General features: G+C 32.3%; 12 protein-coding genes. 1 reads left to right on the top strand and 11 read right to left on the bottom strand.

Going from position 1 to position 17,081, the window contains the following annotated elements:
* Window positions 1-51 precede the first annotated feature (51 nt).
* The 4 genes from ABD935_RS15650 to ABD935_RS15635 form a co-directional block, all read right to left on the bottom strand.
* On the bottom strand, window positions 52-5,001 hold the full coding sequence (locus ABD935_RS15650; RefSeq protein ID WP_345193664.1) for a choice-of-anchor L domain-containing protein: 4,950 nt from the start codon (window positions 4,999-5,001) through the stop codon (window positions 52-54).
* A 140-nt stretch (window positions 5,002-5,141) separates the two neighbouring features.
* Window positions 5,142-7,910: a T9SS type B sorting domain-containing protein gene (locus ABD935_RS15645; RefSeq protein WP_345193662.1), complete on the bottom strand. Its 2,769-nt coding sequence runs from the start codon at window positions 7,908-7,910 to the stop codon at window positions 5,142-5,144.
* A 28-nt stretch (window positions 7,911-7,938) separates the two neighbouring features.
* A complete protein-coding gene (locus tag ABD935_RS15640) occupies window positions 7,939-8,763 on the bottom strand; it encodes an ABC transporter permease (protein WP_345193659.1) in 825 nt (274 codons plus the stop codon).
* Window positions 8,764-8,767: 4 nt separating this feature from the next.
* Complete coding sequence (locus ABD935_RS15635; protein WP_345193657.1) at window positions 8,768-9,670, bottom strand: ABC transporter ATP-binding protein; 903 nt, start codon at window positions 9,668-9,670, stop codon at window positions 8,768-8,770.
* Between the two features lie 217 nt (window positions 9,671-9,887).
* On the opposite strand from ABD935_RS15635, the gene ABD935_RS15630 reads away from it, so the two are divergent.
* Entirely contained in the window at window positions 9,888-10,952 is a 1,065-nt protein-coding gene (locus ABD935_RS15630; protein ID WP_345193656.1) for a hypothetical protein, read from the top strand.
* Between the two features lie 6 nt (window positions 10,953-10,958).
* On the opposite strand, the gene ABD935_RS15625 is transcribed toward ABD935_RS15630, so the two are convergent.
* The 7 genes from ABD935_RS15625 to ABD935_RS15595 all read right to left on the bottom strand — a co-directional run bounded on the left by ABD935_RS15625 (window position 10,959) and on the right by ABD935_RS15595 (window position 17,014).
* Window positions 10,959-11,471, bottom strand: coding sequence for an IS1096 element passenger TnpR family protein (locus ABD935_RS15625; RefSeq protein ID WP_345193654.1), 513 nt, complete (start codon window positions 11,469-11,471; stop codon window positions 10,959-10,961).
* A gap of 39 nt (window positions 11,472-11,510) precedes the next feature.
* Window positions 11,511-12,524, bottom strand: a complete 1,014-nt coding sequence (locus ABD935_RS15620) for a COX15/CtaA family protein (protein WP_345193651.1) — start codon at window positions 12,522-12,524, stop codon at window positions 11,511-11,513.
* 194 nt (window positions 12,525-12,718) lie between these two features.
* Window positions 12,719-14,137, bottom strand: a complete 1,419-nt coding sequence (locus tag ABD935_RS15615; RefSeq protein ID WP_345193649.1) for a CCA tRNA nucleotidyltransferase — start codon at window positions 14,135-14,137, stop codon at window positions 12,719-12,721.
* A 134-nt stretch (window positions 14,138-14,271) separates the two neighbouring features.
* Window positions 14,272-14,625: a GxxExxY protein gene (locus ABD935_RS15610; protein WP_345193647.1), complete on the bottom strand. Its 354-nt coding sequence runs from the start codon at window positions 14,623-14,625 to the stop codon at window positions 14,272-14,274.
* A 49-nt stretch (window positions 14,626-14,674) separates the two neighbouring features.
* On the bottom strand, window positions 14,675-15,235 hold the full coding sequence (locus ABD935_RS15605; protein WP_345193645.1) for an L-threonylcarbamoyladenylate synthase: 561 nt from the start codon (window positions 15,233-15,235) through the stop codon (window positions 14,675-14,677).
* On the bottom strand, window positions 15,235-16,149 hold the full coding sequence (locus ABD935_RS15600) for a polysaccharide pyruvyl transferase family protein (protein ID WP_345193643.1): 915 nt from the start codon (window positions 16,147-16,149) through the stop codon (window positions 15,235-15,237). Before ABD935_RS15600 ends, ABD935_RS15605 begins: the two co-directional genes overlap by 1 nt.
* 64 nt (window positions 16,150-16,213) lie before the next feature.
* Window positions 16,214-17,014, bottom strand: coding sequence for a glycosyltransferase family 2 protein (locus ABD935_RS15595; protein WP_345193641.1), 801 nt, complete (start codon window positions 17,012-17,014; stop codon window positions 16,214-16,216).
* Window positions 17,015-17,081: the final 67 nt, after the last annotated feature.

The raw sequence follows: 17,081 nt of genomic DNA, 5'->3' as shown, positions 1-17,081 counted from the left end.
TATTTTTTTAAGATGAAATGATTTAAACTTCTGTTGATGTGTTGAAAGGAATTATCGTTTTAAAGCAAAATGCCCTTTGATATCAAATGCATTACCTTCTAAATCTACAATTTTTGCAACAAACCAATAATCGTCAGAAGGCATGTTTTGTCCATTAAAAGTGCCATCCCAACCAATAGATGTATGTGCTAAGGTTTTTAAAAGTTTACCATGTCTGTTATAAATATACACTATGGTTCCTGCTAATTGATTTGCCCCAATAATGTGCCAAGTATCATAATAGCTATCATCATTTGGTGTTACAAATTTAGGAATGTCGAAAACAAAAACATCTTTTGTTTCATCCAAACATCCATTTAAATCTCTAACGGTTACGGTATGTCTGCCAAAAGTTACATTATCAAAAATGTTAGATATTTGTGGTTCTCCACCATCTAAGATATAGACATAGTTTCCTATTCTGCTTGAGTTAATATCTACTGTGATTCTATTTGGGTCTGTAAAATTGACTACTGATGTGAATGTTATTTCTGCCTGTTCTGATTCTCTAACTTCAAATGTTTTTTGGACAGGACAACCATCAGGTGATGTAACTGTTACAGTATATTCTCCTAATTCTGTTGGGTTAATTTGTATTAGAGAATTTGTACTATTATTTTCGCGAGGGTTTATAGTTGTAGACCATAAATAGGTTTCGCCAGAAACACCTGTATCAGCATTTACGAATAGTGGTAAATCATCAAGACATAGGGGCACAATATCATTAATCGGAATTATAGGTAGTGGGTATACAATTGTGTTAAACTGTGTGGTGTCATAACATCCTGTATTATTATTTTCTAGTCTGGCATACACGGTATCTCCATCTTCAGCAGAATGTAAATTATTCAGTGGGTTTGTTTTTGCTTCAGCCTCTCTTAAATCATTATAGTAGGTTACGGTAAACTGACTAGGGTCTTCTGCGCCTAAAATGGCATTCGTGTTATCAGACAGAGTAAATGCAAAAACGCCATCAAAATCGTCATCACAATTTGTTAAATCTTGCGGTGTTGTTGCTACTGGATTTGGGTTTATTTGAAGCGTAAATGGCGACACTATATAACAACCTGTGGTAGTATCTGAAACTCTTATATAAATAATGTGACTACTAGCAGTGTAATTGTATATATTATTTAATAGTGAAAGATTATTTTCTGCATCATTTGCGTTATTATGATACGATATGTTCACTAAAGATGTGTCATTAACAATCATGTTGTTTACCAATGATAGGTCGTAAGTATCCGTACCATTATCACAAATAGCAATTGTGGCAATAGTGTTAATTACTGGAGGTAGATTGACTATGAGTTCTAATGGAATGATACTAAAACATCCTGTTAAGCTGTTTGCTACTTTTATATAAACAGTTTGTGTATTTGAAAGGAAGTTTGTTGGGTCTGTAATTTCATTTATATTATCTAAACCATCATCTGGATTAATATCCGTCATGTTTTCAAAATAATTTGTAGACAGATTACTTTGAACTCTATCAAGGATTTGAAAATCGGCTGTAGTTAAATCAAAAGACGTTATACCATCATAATCCGCATCGCAATTTGTTAAAGGCGCCGATACATCAGTAATATCTGGTGCAGAAACAATGTTAATGCCTATTTCTTCTACCACATAACAAAAAGAAAAATCACTTTCAATTCTAATATAAAGTGATTGTGGATTAGTGATATTTGTATATGTTGTTCCTAAAGGATTTGTATTATCCTCAGCTTCTTGAGTTGATAGATGAAATGAAATATTAAGTACGTCTGGCGAGGTTGCTTTAATTTCATTAGCTTTTTCTTCTAAATTGAATTCATTAAGACCATCGTTAGTAGCATCGTCGCATACCAGAAAATCCATTATTGGGTCGTAAATGGGGTCTGGGGATACTTGTAATGTAATTTCAGCAGTATCAAAACAATCTGTATCTGTAATATTATGGACGCGTACAAATATAAGTTGTGTCCCAGAGGTATTTCTGTAAACATTATTTTTATCTATAGCGTTTGCTAAGTTTCCACTGGTAGCATCAATTTCATCTTCAAAATAAAATACTTCTTTACCTGTTTGTCCGTTTAAAATGTCATCATCTGTATCGACTAGTAAAAAGTCAGCAAAACTATCACCATCATCTTCACAAATTTGAAATATAATGTCTGTTGGTATAATTGGAACAGTATTTATAATGGCTTCAAAAGCAACTATTGAGTAGCATCCTGTTCCGCTAATGTTATCTTCTATACGTATAAACAGTGTTTGAGTGTCAGTGTTGTAATCCGGTCTATCTGCTGCAGGAATGGGGTTTATATTGGCATCGGCATCATTAAATGATGTAAATACATCAATATTAAAACCTGTTCTGTTATTTGATACAGCCTCATCAATTTTAGTTTCAAGATTAATAATTGAAAATCCATCAGGGTTTCCATCAAAATTGTCACATATCACCTCATTTATAGGTTGCGTGGTTGTTGGGGCTGTGAGTACTTCAATTTGAAAAGGGTTAACTGTAGAGCACCCCGAGTTTATACTTTCTATACGCGCATACAATGTTTCAATAGCATTGGTATTGTTATAAAATGGAGGTAGTTGATTTGCCGTATTATTGTTTTGTGCCTCCGTAAGATCATCAAAATAAGTTACTGTGAAATTTGGATTTCCAGCTGTTATGGTATCATCTAAAGAAGCTAAATCAATACTGGCAATACCATCGTCATCATCATCACAATAGGGTAGAACAACATTACCAAATAAAAGTACGGGGTTTACTAATAAAGTGATTTCTGTATCTTCACTACAATTGCCATCATTAATACTTACAAATAAAGTTTGAGGGCTTACTGCTGAGTAAACTTGAGATTTATCTAAAGGGTTATTGCTATTATTTCTATCGTCCTCAGTTTCATAAAATGTTACTGTTATGGTGTTGGGTAAATCGTTTGCAATATAGGTTTCAACAGTATTTAAATTAAAGTCTAAAGTATCAGTACCGTTATCATTATCATCACACAGTGCAAAATCACCAGTATCTGTTCCCGTTAGTAATAAATTAGTGTGTATTTCAAAAGGAGCAATGGTAGCACATCCTGTGGTGTTGTCTTCAACTCTTAAATATACGGTTGCTGAACCTGGTTCTATAACGGCATTGGTATATTGATAATTTGTTTCGTCTGCAATGGCGTTAATATCCATTTCTGCATCATCAAAGGTGGTGTGGAAGGTTGTATTAACACCTGTTAAACCATTTAGGATGTCCCCAATTACTTGGGTTAAATCAAAATTAGCATTACCATCTAGGTCTGTATCACAGGCATCAATATATTGTGTATCTCTATTAACTATAGGGCTAACCGTTATATTAACGTCTAAGGTTGTTGTGTTAACACATCCAGTAGTGGTATCAACAATTCTAACATATACTAATTCATCTGGTGTATTGGTATTGATATATGGCGTTGGTATGGGGTTGTTCCCTGTGCTAACATCTAATGGGTTGTAATGATAGGTTACAAATAGGTTGCTATCACCCGATGTTATTTCATCATCTTTTTGTGTTAAGTCAATTATGGCAAAACCATCAGGATTATCATCGCCATCGCAAATTTCCATAGGCGTTGGTGTTACTATATTTGGAATTGGATTAACTATTAAATCAAAACTTGTGTAGGCAAAACAATTACCATCCAAATCGGTTACTCTAACAAAAATTGGGCGTGGATTTGTTGTATTAGGTATAGGTGTGGTTATAGGGTTTAAATTATTCCGAGCTTCATTATCGGATAGGTGATAACTAAAGGTGTAATTTGTAAAAGGTATATTTTCTATGTTGACTATGAGTTCTGCATCTTTAGTTGATAGGTCAAATAGTTCTATGCCATCGCCAGATGTATCATCACATAATTCGTAATTTGTTATAGGTGCAATAGGCTCTTCTGTGTTTAGAACCACAACAATGTCATCTTCTTCAACACAGTTGGTGCCATTTATAGGTACTGATACTTCAACTCTATAAGTACCATCTTGTAGCGCATCATGTGTAGCACCAACGGCTCCACCAATTAAGGTATTATTAAAATACCAAGCATAAGATGCTAAAGGGTTTTGTATATCTGCATTTAGAGTTACAGAACTGGCACAGGTTGTAATATCTTGCCCTAAATCTAAAATTTTGAAACTATCACCTTCAATAAATACGGCACTGTCAAAAGTGTTATCCGTTTGATCCGCAATAACTAATTTAATATGATAGGTTACATTAGGTAGAATATTTCCTGAAGCTGTTAAAACAGTTGTTCTACCATTGTAATTTGTATCTCCAACATTATATCCGTCAAAAAACTCACTGTTTTGTGGTTCGCAATTGATGGTGTTTGCGCTAACATCATGTATGGTACTTGTGTTAACAGGAGTTGAAGTACCTGGAATCAATGCGATATTCTGATAAGGTGCCGGACTTCCAGCTTCTTTTATAAGAAAGGCAAAGCCATCTGAAAACTGGCATGGGTTAATACCAAAATATTCTTCAGAAGCTAATAAGTAATTAAATTGGAATTGATTTGAAATCGATACAAAGTCAAATTCTATAGAGGTTGCATTAATATAAGCATTTGTTGTGCCCAAAGCAGCTTCTAAATCGAGGTCAGAACCCCAGGTTGTAGATCCTTCGCTAAGTGTAGGTGTTCTTATAGCATTTCCTCCAGAAGCAGCTCCACCTGTTGAAAGCATAATACCATTCTCAAAAGGAAAATTTGAATTGCCTCTTTCAAAATAGGCATAACTTGGAAAACCAAATGAATTTCCGTTAATTACGGAGGTTATATTAGTAACGTCTACACAACCTTTAACTAGATTGTTTTCTATAAGGGGCTGTAAACCAATAGTATCATCTACAGATATTTGCTGCGAAAACACAAAATTGCTGCTGCAAAAAAATAGGAATAAGATATAGTAAATAAATCTCATAATTCGTAGGTGTTTTTCTTTAGATTCTTTTTGGCAAAAATTTTACCGATAGTTTGGTTTAATTTCAGGCGAAAAGTAAATGTTTTTCAGATGAAATGCAAAAATATTAGATTAAATGCATTTTATTTAGTTTTTTGGCTTTAATATTTTAAAGTAAAATGATTTTTAAAAATTCTGCCATCTTGTAGTCTTATTGAAAACCAATAATCATCAGCAGGCAGTTTATTGCCATTCATTAAACCGTTCCATCCTTCACCTAAAGGGGCTAGCTCCTTTATTAATTTACCATAACGATTAAAAATTTGAATTTTAGTATTGGGTTGAAACATGCTAGAAACACCTAATATCTGCCAAGTGTCATGTATGCCATCATTATTAGGAGTAAAGAACTTTGGGAAACCAACAACGGAGACGGGTAATGGAGTAATGCCACAATCGTTTTTGATTTCTTTCACATTAATTGTATATATTCCAGCAGAAATATTTTCAAATACATTACTGTCTTGAAAATCCCTATATATTAGGTTATCTTCATCTAATAAAGCAAACTGGAAGACGTCTTGACTGTCTTCATTAATAAAAACGGTAATCGAGTTGTTTGAAGAAAAATCATTTATATCATAAGGAGGGGTGCTAAACGTAGCTGTGTTTAAGGGTTCAACAATAACCGTTCTTGTTTTAGAGCAGCCATTAGTATTTGTAACAGCTACTGTATACGTTCCAGGTTGGTTTATTTGAATCTCATAATCTCTTTCTCCATGTAGCCAATTATAAGTATAGTTATTAGTAGAGTCGCTTATAAGCCCAGCATCAATGGAAATGGTTTCGGGAAATTTATTCAAACAGTAATATATAGTCTGGTTTTCAATGATTTCTGGTAATTTATCAATGATTAATTCTATTTCGTTAATACCATAACATTCATTATTACTTATCGTTTCCACTCTATAATATAGAAATTGAGAATATGGTGTTGTATTTCGGTATTCTTGAATTTTATTTTCTTCTAACAGCGCATCATTAAGATTCGCATAAAATTTAACTCTAATATCACTAATAGGAATAAGTAAGGTGTTTGCTATTTCAGTTACATAAGGTTCAAGCTGAATTAAATTGATTCCATCAGGAGAATCTATTTCATCACAAATAGGTTTTGCTGTATATGTGGGTACTTGAGTATTGCTAACACCTAAAATGAGGGTGGCGGTTTCAAAACATCCACTCAGATCATGAGTTACACGAGTATACAATACTTCATTTGGTTGCTTGTTTTCGTATGTTTCTGGATTTAGAATGGCATTAATACCACTTATAGCATCATCTGGAGTATTGTGAAATGTTACCGTTATATCATCAGATGGATTGGTTGTCATTTCATTAGCTTCTGTTAAATTGAAAGTTGTTATACCTACTGAACTTAAATCTAAATCGCATTGCAACAATGTAGCATCTAGTGCCTGTGGATATTCGAAGAACTCTATTTTTGCTTGACCTTGAGGAAGCCCACATGAATTAGTGATAACGTTTCCTAACGGTTCTATTACAACTTTATAAGCTCCACTTTCAGTAACAACTAGATCAAAGTCAGATTCAGGTAGCAGGATATTATCACGTGTCCAAATATATTTTGAACCAGGAATAATATCTGCAACTAATGTATAAGTATCATTTTCGCATAATGGCAAGTAGGATGTTGAATTCCCATTTTTTATGATGTCTATTTGTTCATTAAAAAAGGAAGCTATAAAGGGCGGGAGTCCTTGAGTAGAGTTGTTTGTTCCTAAATTTATGGCGTTATGTTGGTAAGAAGCAACAGTTCCTAATAAATTTGGGTTATTAATAGCACCTAACCCATTAAAGCCTATGTCATAGGTTGTGCTTAAGGACCTATATATTTTTCCATTAGGACCAAGTTGTAATGCGCTACGATATAAATCTCTACTATCTAAGATAACTTGACTGTTTACAATATCTGTTGCTTTTAAATTATATTGTAATAGAATTGAATTATGGTTTGAAGGAATGTTATTGTTTGAAGGTTCTGTTCTATCAAAAAAATCATTTGTAGAGGTAACATATAACAACTCACTATTTGGTGAAAATTCAATTCCATAAGGTTTATCATTAATGTTGTTTATGTTGAGAAGTTGGGGTTTGCTAACTATGCCAGTATCAGAATCAAAATCAAATAAATACAACCCAGAAGTAACATTGGCACAGGCTAATTTTGTACCACTAGGTGATAGTTTTAAATATCCACGAGAATCAAAAATATCGATAGGCAATGTACTTTTTACAGGAACGGAATTAACACCTGTCCCATTAATTTCATAAGCGTAAAATGTATTTAATAAAGAGCTACGGTTTATAATACCTGATGCAGTTGAGAGGGTGATGACCCATATGGACTTTGTATCACAATCTTTAACTACTGCAGATATTTTTTCTGCACAATTTGTAATTAAATTAGTGTTTTTGTTTTTTACTTCCCCATTTCCTGAGTTTGCTAAAACATCGACAATAGAATAGTTAAGACCAGTATTGGTTTGGTTTGAGCCAACAGTAAAAATGTAGTAAATATTTGGTTCATTTGGCTTAGGGACAACTATTGCTGATTGAGTACTAGACTCATCACCTAACAAACCAGTTCCATTGGGCATAACTTCATGAAGCGAGTTGTAAACCGTTGTGCCGTCTGTATAAAATAGCAACTGGCCATTTGAATCTGAAATTGAAGCGCAACCTTCGCGAGTATTTATTTTACCATCGGCAAGAAACGTGACCCCACCAGTAAAAACGTTAAACTTTATACCGGCATTTTCACCAAAATACCAATTTGAGGCTTCATTTTGGGAAAAAGTATGTAACCCAATAATACAGAATATTATGAATATTAAAGTCTTTTTCATTTTTCATTAGCAAAAGCTAACAAAGATATCACAAATCTCGCTTTTTTAATAATCTATACGATAAAAAGATAAATAGGGCAGTCCAGCCAATTACTATAACAAATTCATGCCAATGTACGCCGTAGTCGTATATTAAATCCGCTTTATCAGGGAACTTGGTCATGGCTATACGCTGAAATGGTTGGTCTATTAATTTATACATAGATTTGAGTGGAAAGAAATTTTGAATTTTTTCAGCTAAACCAGTATCTAATTTCCATGCCAGTAAACCAAAAATAATCCATTCTAATATGTAAAGAATAAATAAGAATGCCAAGGCAAATGCGGAACGCTTAACTAACATTCCAAAAAACAAACACAAACTAAAAAAGGCGATTAATTTAATGAAGTAAGCCATTAAAAACTCGGTTTCTCTAAAAATTATGGATGCCTCAGTGTAGCTAGAATAATATAAGCCTATACAAAAAGAAATCAAGCTAATCAGTATAGTTGATACTAGTGAAAAGAATATAATAGTATAAAACTTTGATAAAATAAACTCTTTTTTGCTTAACCCATCAATAAGGTTTTGTTTAATGGTTTTGTTGCTGTATTCATTACCAATCATACTCACCACAACTATAGCAAAAAAGAATTTGAATTGTGATGCAAAAAAGGTGGTTAAATGCCATATTATAGGAAAGTTAAAAATGCCTAGCTCGCCTAATTCTAAAGTAAAAAAACCAAAAACATTAATTTTTAAAGACGATAGGAGGATTACGAAAAAAGGTAAAATAAACGATACAAAAATGAGTATTTTACTAGTTCTGTTTAGTAATAATTTTTGTAATTCTAAATTTAAAAGTCGTAACATGTGGCTAGTTTTGATTGTTATTGGTTAGTTGTAAAAACTGTTCTTCTAAACTTTCTTTACGTTGTACCAAATGGGTCAGGATAATACCTTTTTCGAATAAGAATTTATTAAGATTACTAGATTTCATAGGCTCATTTAAAAACGCGGTTACCAAATTATCTTTAACGTTGATTTTCCCGAAGGATTTATGATTTTCCAGTAATTGGATCAATTCAGATTCATTATCCGATTTTAATTCGAAAAACCCATGGCTAGAAATCATTTCATCAACTCTACCAGAATATAGTTTCACACCTTTACGAAGTACTACCACATGCGAGCAAACTTTTTCAACTTCATCTAGCAAATGTGATGCTAATAAAATAGTTGTGCCTTTAGCAGCTATTTGCTTAATAATCTCTCTAATTTGATGGATACCTTGTGGGTCTAAGCCGTTTGTGGGTTCATCAAGAATTAATATTTCCGGGTCGTTTAATAGGGCAGAGGCAATGGCTAAGCGCTGTTTCATCCCTAAAGAATAGGTTCTGAATTTACTATCTTTCCGTTCATGTAAACCAACGATTTCAAGCTTTTCATCTATTTTACTATAATCTACACCTTTAATTTTACAAACCAATTTTAGGTTTTGTGTAGCCGTCATATAAGGGTAAAAATTAGGACGCTCAATAATAGCGCCTACTTTTTTTAAGGCATCATGGGTTGAGGTGTTGCCATCAAACCAATGAAAATTACCTTCAGTTTTATTTACAACATTTAAAACAATGCCAAGAGTTGTAGATTTCCCACTTCCGTTTGGCCCTAAAATACCATAAACATTACCTTTGTTTATAGTAAACGATAAGTCTTTTACAGCGGTTAAGTACCCAAATTTTTTAGTAAGGTTATTAATTGTAAGTATAGGTTCCAAACGGTATTGGTTTTAAATGCTAATTATAGATATTAACAGGGTTAGTTATTAAAGTATGACGATTGTCTTTAATTTTTGTTACAACCTTTTCAATAAAAGCATTAAAATGAAAAAAAATCCTCAATAGTAATGTTGAGGTTTCCGTTGAAATTGTCTTTCTCGCGAAAGCGGGAATTAAATCGAAGAAATTTTCTTTACTTTGATTAACTTTACACCTATGCAAGATTTAAAAATATCTAAACGAAAACCTTCGTTTCCAATAACACCAAAATTAAGTAACTATCTATCAAGGTATAATAGAATTGTACAGATTCCTATTTTCTATGAAGACTTATTGCGTTTTCAGGGGTCTATTGTTGTTTATGATAAAGACGATAACGATACACTTTGGATTCGGGTTTATTATAATGAATATGAAAGGGAAGAGATTGATTTATCTTTAAAGAAGGTATATACTATTTTTCACTCTGATGGAAATGAGAATATACTACCGTTTTTAAATGTTGATGCTATTGATTATTGCACTTTTGGAAATTCAAAGCCTTTTAGGATTAAAATTAGAAATATTTTAAATGATAATACTACGTATTTCTATGTAAAAGTTGCAGATGCTTCCCGGGTTTATGGTTTAGAACTTGAACATATGTTATCTCCATATAATTTGAATTTTTTGGTACATGAAAACACCTTAATTGAAGAGCATATAGCAGGTATACCAGGAGATGAATTTATAAAAAATATGCTTCCGGGATGTAGTAAGACTGAAAAATCTCAAATAGCTAAAGAGTTTGTTAAGTTCAATGAGCGTTGTATGATTAGGCTTTTGGGTGATATGCGCTCTTATAATTATGTTATTGTTCCAACTCATGATTTTGATAAGGTAGTTTATAAAATCAGAGCTATTGATTTTGATCAGCAGTCTTATGAAGGGAAGTTTAACATTTACAGGCCTCAGTTTTTTAAAGAAAACTTTGAAATGGTAAAGCTCGTGTCAAACAATATTCAGAAATTATCTATAGATCAATACAAAACGGAAGAGCGGTCTGTTTTAGTAAAACGATTAAAAAGTTTTCAGAAAAGAGTTGGTAGACTAATGGATAGTATGGAGCAAGATAACATTTCTAAAAAAGAACATATAGATTTATTAAAAATGACCATTTTTGATTATACACATGATGTGAATTTTAAGCGCAGTAAAAACATGGGGGATATCCTAAAATATTCTTTAGAATTCATAACACGTAACTATGAGAATGTAAATTTATTGAACTTAAATCGTTAGAATATATTAATTCCAGTTTTCGTCAAAATCTAAATTGTCGTAATCATCTACGTCAATGCTATCTTCAAACTCATCAAAAAGGTCATCGGTATCAGCTTCAAATAGTTTTTCTGGAGCCGTGTCAGGTACTTGGCCTTGCACGAACATGAGGTTGGGGTAGTCATGACCTTCGGCTTCATCAACAATTTCAGCCAATTCAACATAAAAGGTCCACATGCTTAAAAAGTCATAAACATAAATGAGTTTTGGCTTCATTTCATGAGCCACATCATTTATAGCAGTTTCGTTCATTAAGCGCGCCGGTGATCCGTCACTTATATCGAACAATGAAATTTCTTCACCTTGATTCCATTGATCATCACTTAAATAAAACGAAGCCATTTCGGTGCCATCAAACCCAAAGGATTGCGTGATGATATTATGCAAATCTTCAAGTGTGTCTGTTTCTCGGATTTCTAAATCACGAAAAACATCATCTTCGGTATCATTATCAAGTATAACTCTAAATCTGTAAATCATCAGTAATATATTATGCTACAAAGGTAGACTTTTTTTGAATTATTTAGAAAATCGATGTAATGTAAATGTCATAGCGCTTAATAAGAAAAAAGCAGCTATTTGATGCGCAACACCCAACCACAAAGGAACTGCGTATATTATTGTAAATACACCTAAAACAAACTGAAGACCAACCAAAATCAATAAAGCATTAATACTTTTTGATTGTAGGGCTGTAAGCGACATTTTACGTGCTTTAAACCAAATTATGAGAATGAAAACAACAACTATATAGGCTAGTGTTCTATGGATAAACTGGATGCCACTAGGGTTTTCGATAAGGTTTTTGTAAAATGGTTCTAGCACATAAACAGTATGGTGCATAAATTTGCTTTCGTTCATTAAGGGCCAGTGGTTATGAACCAAACCTGCTTTTAACCCCGCAATAAAAGCACCGTAGATTATTTGAATAATTAAGATTAAATAACTCCAAATAATAAGATTTCTAAATTTAATTTGAATTGACTTTTTATTAGGATATCGTAAATCTAAAGCCACCCAAAGTGTTGCTGCAAAGGTGATGAAAGCCGTTGTTAAATGCGCGGCTAACCGATAATGGCTCACATCTGGCACATCTATCAAACCACTTTTTACCATATACCAGCCTAAAAACCCTTGGAAGCCTCCAAGTACTAATAGCAGGATACATTTTTTGATGGTTTTTTTTGTGAGTTGTTTTCTAATCAGAAAGTAAATAAAAGGAATGATAAATACTAAGCCAATGGAACGCCCAATAACACGGTGAAGCCACTCCCAGAAATAAATACTTTTAAAATCTTCAATATTGAAATGATTGTTATAGGCTTGAAATTCGGGGTGTTGTTTGTATAAATCGAAAGCTTCCTGCCATTCTTGGTCGCCAATAGGAGGAATAGTTCCAGTGATTAGTTTATAGTTTGAAATAGACAAACCAGAATCTGTTAACCTTGTAATACCACCAATAATAACCATTATAAAAATGAGGAAGCATCCTGTTAGTAGCCAATAAATAACTTTTTTATTATCCTTTTTCATATTTGTCATTCCCGTGAAGGTGGGAATCTATTTTATTTGCCCCGTCCCGATAGCTATCGGGAACACGAATTTTATTTTTGACTTTTATTTAAAATCAGGGTTTTTTAGACACCGATTTAATAGATGTTTTTAACTTTCCTAACTCCTAACTCCTAACTCCTAACTCCTAACTCCTAACTCCTAACTCCTAACTCCTAACTCCTAACACGTTCCAATCCCAATTTTTTTCCTTTTTCTAACATCAATTTATATGCTGCTTCATACTCATTTGGAATATCGCCTTCTAGAATAGCTTCTTTTATAGCTTCTTTAATGATACCAATTTCACGTGATGGTTTTAAATTGAACGTCGCAATGATCTCTTCCCCAGAAATGGGTGGTTGAAAATTCCGAACATGATCACGTGCTTCAACTTCAATAATCTTATCACGAACTATTTTAAAATTGTTATGGTATTTGTTGAATTTTTTAGGGTTTTTTGTAGTGATATCTGCTTCACAGAGCGTCATTAAATCATCTACATAATCACCAGCATCAAAAACTAAACGACGTACTGCGGAATCTGTAACGTCTTCTGCTAAAACAATAGGACGAGAACTCATAAATACCATTTTTTGCACGAATTTCATTTTGTCATTTAATGGCATTTTTAACCTTTTAAATAAATGGTATACCATTTTAGAGCCTTCAAACTCATGCCCATGGAAGGTCCAGCCTACTTTTTTACTAAACTTTTTTGTTGGTGCTTTGCCAATGTCATGCAGTAAAGCCGCCCAGCGTAACCAAATATCATCTGTGTTCTTAGAGATGTTATCGACTACTTCCAAGGTATGGTAAAAGTTGTCTTTATGGCGTTGTCCTTCAACTTCATCAATACCTTTTAAAGCGGTTAACTCTGGTAAAATATATTCTAATAAACCTGTTTTTTCTAATAATAAAAATCCAATGGATGGTTTTTCGCTTTCAAGAATTTTATTAAGTTCTGTAACAATGCGCTCTTTAGTTATAATTTCAATTCTATGGCTGTTATTTGTAATAGATTGTAATGATTGCTCTTCTATTGTAAAGTTTAGCTGTGTTGCAAATCTTATAGCTCGCATCATACGCAATGGGTCATCACTATATGTGATATCTGGGTTTAAAGGCGTACGAATGATTTTGTTTTCCAAGTCTTTAACACCATCAAAAGGGTCTATTAAATTACCGAAATCAACCTCGCTTAAATTTAAAGCTAATGCATTTATAGTAAAATCCCGTCGGTTTTGGTCATCTTCTAAAGTGCCATGCTCTACAGCTGGGTTTCTGCTATTTTCAGTATAAGATTCTTTACGCGCACCAACAAATTCAATTTCGATATCATCATGTCTTAACATGGCGGTTCCATACGTTTTAAAAACTTGGACTTTAGGTGTGTTAGGAAGATTTTTTGCTACCTGCTTGGCTAATTTTATACCATCTCCAATAGCAACGACGTCTATATCTTTAGCATTGCCTCGTTTTAAAATATAATCACGAACAAAACCACCAATAACGTAGCTTTCTAGCCCTAATTCTAATGCGGATTTAGAAATGATTTTAAAAATGGGATGTTGTAATGCTTCTTTGTAATTCATCTTTTTTGCTGCCACGAATTCACGAATGATTATGTTTTTTTAATGTTGTGTTTTAATTGCCACGAATTCACGAATTTTTCTTACCCACTCTTTAAAATATTGCCAATAGCTATCTACGATAGCTCACGAATTTTCTATAAAACGATTCTTTTGTGGTCTAATAAATCTTTGTGAAAATTAGCTAAAATTGATAATTTATAGTTAGATACTTTTAAATAATTTATGCATTGGGAAATATGCTTATCATGTAAGTTTTCTACTGATTTTATTTCTAAAATTATTTTATCAAATAAGACAAAATCTGCATAGAATTTATGTTTTAGTATAGTGTCTTTATATTTTACACTAAATTCTTTCTCTCTTTTAAAAGGGATATTGAGTAATTTAAACTCATATTCTAAAGCATCTTTATATACTATTTCAGAAAAAACCACTTCCAAGATTATTATAAACATCAAACAAAACTCCAAGTATTGCATAACTTTCATCTTTATAAATTATGTTAGACATATAAATTCGTGTATTCGTGGCTAAAAACTATTTACGTATAATCTTAACAATACCACTATTACTTAATTTAATAATAGATGACGGTTTATCACAGATTTTTTCGCGTTGCAAATTTACAACATAGTCCACACCTTTTAAAATGGCTGGGGCTATTTCTTTAAATGATTTAGGAGAGGGTTGACCACTTATATTCGCGGATGTAGATACAATAGCTCCATTTAGTTTTCTTGATAATTGGTAGCAAAATTCATCATCAGGGATTCTAATAGCAATTGTATTGTCTTCAGCAATTAAATTTGAAGCTAAATTTTGAGCATCATCATAAACAATTGTGGTTGGTTTGTCGCTAATTTCAATGATATCTAAAGCAGCTTCGGGAATGTTTTTAACATATTTTTTAAGCATTCGATCATCGGCAACTAGACAGATTAATGCTTTGGAGTCTTCACGTTGTTTTAAAGAATAAATTTTTTTAACTGCTTCTGGGTTTGTGGCATCACAACCAATTCCCCAAACGGTATCTGTGTGGTAGAGGATGAGCCCTCCTTGTTTTAAAACATTAAGGGCGTTATTTATTTCGGTTTGCATTATAAATTTAAGTAATCAAAAACTTTATCAGCAAATTTAAGGTTTACTTCTCTACATTCTTCCAAAATGCCTGAATATGATTGTGTTTTGTTTAAATCATTCTCAAAGTTTTCAAAACTTGAAATCACAGGTTGATATTTAAAGTCAAAAAATTTGGAAGTAGTCGGCACAACAATTACTTTTTTGTTTAGTAACATTGCCCAATACATTGCATGGTAACTATCTGTTACTAATGTGTTAGTCGATCCAATAAAATTAACCATTTCTTCTAAGCTAGACATATTTGATGTATTAGGATATGAGCTAATTTTATTTAAAAGAATCTTGTTTTTAGTAGATTTTTTTCCTAATAAAACCCCGATTTCTTTATCCTCAGTAAATTTTTGGTCAAATATAGGGTGTAAGCAACTTACACATGGCACCCATTCATTTGGCATGTTATAATCTCTAGTTCCTACTAACCCAAATTTTGTGATGTCAACATTATACTTAGGGTTCAAATTGAAATTTTTGTAATCTATAGCGTTATGTCCAGCTCCCCAAATAACTGTTTTTTTTCCTTTGTTATTTAATTCCTGAAATAAATTAAGCTGCATTTCAAAATATCTTATATTCAATAAACCACCACCGCCAATAATCAAACTATTATCTGAAACTTTATCAATCCAATTGGCAACTTTACTTTTGTTTTTTAATCTGAAATCAGAAATATCTAAAGCTGTATTTTGTAATTGTTCAAAATATAAATGTGGAGCACAGAAGTAGTCGCCAATATTATTTTTGTCATGTCGATGAATATTTACAACACCCTTATTCGTTTGGTTTTTTGCCAATACACTTCTGACAACTGTTTTTTTACGTTTATCACTGTCTAAAACTGGAAAAATTTTACCTATAGCTTTTTTTAATTTCATTTATTGTGAATTTCAAGGTGGAATAAAGATGATTAAATTAATATGATTGAAACATCAAATTGCATTAGTCTAAGTATTGATTAATTCCTTTTTCTATAAAAGTGATTTTTTTATCGGTTGTTTCTTTTTCAATAATTTCATTGATAGAAATATGGCTTTTATTTTGTTCTTTATGGTAAATATGATAAACAAGACCTGCGAATTTTAATCGTTTTCCTTTCACGCCAATGTTTAATAGTCTTTGAATCATCTCGCTATCATCAATGCCCCAACCTACAAGATTTTCATTAAAACCATTAATCTTTATAAAGTCGTCTCTCCAAAAAGACATGTTACAGCCTCTTAATTTTGAAGACCTTGTAGTTTCTTCTTTATATAAGTTTGCCAATAATGGAATGCGAAGTGTTCTGCCTCGTTTTTTGATGCCTTTAGATAAAAAATGAAAAGAAGTTTGCTTTTTTTTGAATAAATCGTTCAAATAATTTTCTTGAATATTTACTCTGCTACCATATAAAAAGGTGTTTTTTGTTGCCATTTTTAGATGGTCTTTAACAAAGTTCTTATGCATTATAATATCGCCGTCAATTTCAATAATATAGTCGTATTTGGCTTTGGCAATAGCCTTGTTCATTATGGCTGGCTTTTGATTTTTATTGTCTTCATGCCAAACATGATGTAACGGAACAGGGAAATCTTTTTGAAATTTTTTAATTAGTTGTTGGGTTTCTTTTCTAGAGCCATCATCTGCTATAATAACTTCATTAGGGAAATGAGATTGCTTTTTTATACTTAAAAGCAAAAGTTCTAAAGCCTCTGGCCAATTATATGTTGGAGTAATTAAAGAGCAACTAGGATAAGACGACATAGATATTATTTAATCTGCAAATTAATGTAATTTTTATTTTTAAAAAACTAAAAAACTAAAAAACTAA

Origin of the sequence: Algibacter agarivorans, from assembly GCF_039543245.1 — a bacterium.
GTDB classification, from domain to species: domain Bacteria; phylum Bacteroidota; class Bacteroidia; order Flavobacteriales; family Flavobacteriaceae; genus Algibacter_G; species Algibacter_G agarivorans.
Note: the sequence above shows the minus strand (reverse complement) of the source record. Positions and strands in the feature narration are given on the sequence as shown.